The organism is Parabacteroides sp. merdae-related_45_40 (assembly GCF_001915675.1).
This window is the reverse complement of the sequence record NZ_MNQY01000022.1, coordinates 1-2,206: the sequence shown is the minus strand read 5'-3', so window position 1 is coordinate 2,206 and position 2,206 is coordinate 1. Positions and strand designations below refer to the sequence as shown.

General features: G+C 50.2%; 1 protein-coding gene and 1 pseudogene. Both read left to right on the top strand.

Annotated features, from left to right (window positions below; translation table 11 throughout):
• Positions 1 to 214, top strand: a pseudogene (locus BHV83_RS00390) (NAD(+) diphosphatase); the annotation flags it as partial.
• Positions 215 to 248: 34 nt separating this feature from the next.
• Positions 249 to 2,206, top strand: a 1,958-nt coding sequence (locus tag BHV83_RS00385) for a DPP IV N-terminal domain-containing protein (RefSeq protein WP_286755273.1), incomplete at its 3' end; no start/stop codon positions are given.

The following is a 2,206-nucleotide window of genomic DNA, read 5'->3' as shown; positions in this document are numbered from 1 at the left end:
GACGATCCGTAACATCACTTATTTTGGCAATCAGCCTTGGCCTTATCCAAGCAACCTTATGATCGGTTTTATTGCCGATTATGCCGGTGGGGAGATCAAATTGCAGGACGAAGAGTTGAGTTCCGGTTCCTTCTTCTCGAAAGATAACCTGCCGGAAATACCGCACAAGCTGAGCTTGGCACGGAAGATGATCGACTGGTGGTTGGAAAATTGAAAGTTGAAAATTGAAAAATAAATCACTGATTATTATGAAACAAACGACTTTGTTTATCTTTTGCTTGTTGGCGATGGCATTCGGTGCGGAAAGTGCCGCTTCGCAGGTGACGCGTGCCGATTACGAGCGTGCTGACACGATCCTGAAATGCTCCGACCGGGTTTATTCTCCTGCTATCCATCCCGAATGGATAGACAGTTCACACTATTTTTGGTATAAGAATCATGAGAAGGAAGGAGATTTCTACTATCTCGTCAATGCGGAGAGTGGAAAGAAACAGCGTGCTGCGGATAAGAAAGGATTGGCGGCATTCTTCTCCAAAAAGCAAAAGAAACTGGCCGAATCCCTGCTGAAAGAGGAAGAGAAGAGGCCGGATCGCTGGCGTCGTCGCGAAGAGGCTCCGGTTCCTGTTGTCTCGCCCGATAAGAAGTGGGAAGCGTATGTGAAAGATAATAATCTCTATCTCTCGCCCCTCTGGGATGAGAAGGAGAAAGATAAACCAAAGGAAGAGATTGCCTTGACGATGGATGGCACGGCGAATCTGCGTTATGACGGTTGGTCGATCATCTGGTCGCCCGACTCCCGGAAGCTGGCAACCGTGAAAGTGCGCGACGTGCAGGAACGCCGCATTCCGCTGATCGAATCCAGCCCGTCTAGCCAGAAGCAGCCGATCCTGCAATGGCGCGACTATGCGAAGCCGGGGGATGTATTGCCTGTTTACCTGCCGGTGCTCTTCGATGTGGAGGCGCGCAAGCAAATGGCGTTGAATGTCACTCCTTATGAAAATCAGTTCTATCTGAACCTGACCGGTTGGCGCGAAGACAGCCGCGCGTTCACGTTCGAGTTCAACCAGCGCGGGCATCAGCGTTATGTCATTGGCGAAGTGAGTGCTGCCGACGGTTCTATCCGTCATTTGGTGGATGAGCAGACGAAGACTTTCATCTATTATTATAACAACTATCGGTATGATCTGGATGACGGAAAAGAATTGCTTTGGATTTCCGAACGGGACGGATGGCGTCATCTTTACCTGATAGATGGTACGAGCGGGCAGGTGAAACGACAGGTGACAAAGGGTGAATGGGTGCTCCGTCAGGTCGATTATGTGGATGAGACGAACCGGGTTGTCTATTTCACCGCTTCGGGCTTTAATAAAGGCGAAGATCCTTATAACCTGCATTACTGCCGGATTAACTTGGATGGAACAGGCTTTACCGATATGACTCCTGAGAACGGGAACCACCGTGTGACTTTCTCTGCCGACCGTTCTTATTTTACCGATGTCTATTCTCGTCCCGACCTGCCGCCTGTCAGTCAGTTGAAGCGGACTTCGGATGTGTCTGTGGTGGCCGGATTACAGAGGTGCGATGTGAGTGCGTTGCAGGCGGAAGGCTGGCAAATGCCGGAAGTGTTCTGCGCGAAAGGCCGGGACGGGCAGACGGATATTTGGGGGAACATTTATCGCCCAATGCACTTTGATGCTTCCAAATCTTATCCGGTCGTAGAGTTTATTTATGCCGGTCCGCATGATTCGCATGTGGATAAGGACTTCAAACCGGCCCATCATCTGGTCTCCAAATTGGTAGAACTCGGCTTTATCGTCGTTTCGATCGACGGTATGGGGACGTCCAACCGCTCGAAAGCTTTCCATGATGTATGTTGGAAGAACCTAAAAGATGCCGGTTTCCCGGATCGTATCGCTTGGATGAAAGCGGCAGGTGCGAAATACAAGTATATGGATTTGAATCGTGTCGGCATCTATGGCTGGTCGGCCGGAGGTCAGAATGCGATGGCTGCTTTGCTGTTCCATAACGATTTTTATAAGGTTGCAGTCGCCCTTTGCGGTTGCCATGACAACCGGATGGATAAAATCTGGTGGAACGAACAGTGGATGGGCTATCCGATCGACGCCTCTTATAGCACCTCCTCCAATGTCGACAATGCTTACCGTCTGAAAGGCAAGTTGCTCCTGATCAACGGTGAACTGGATGA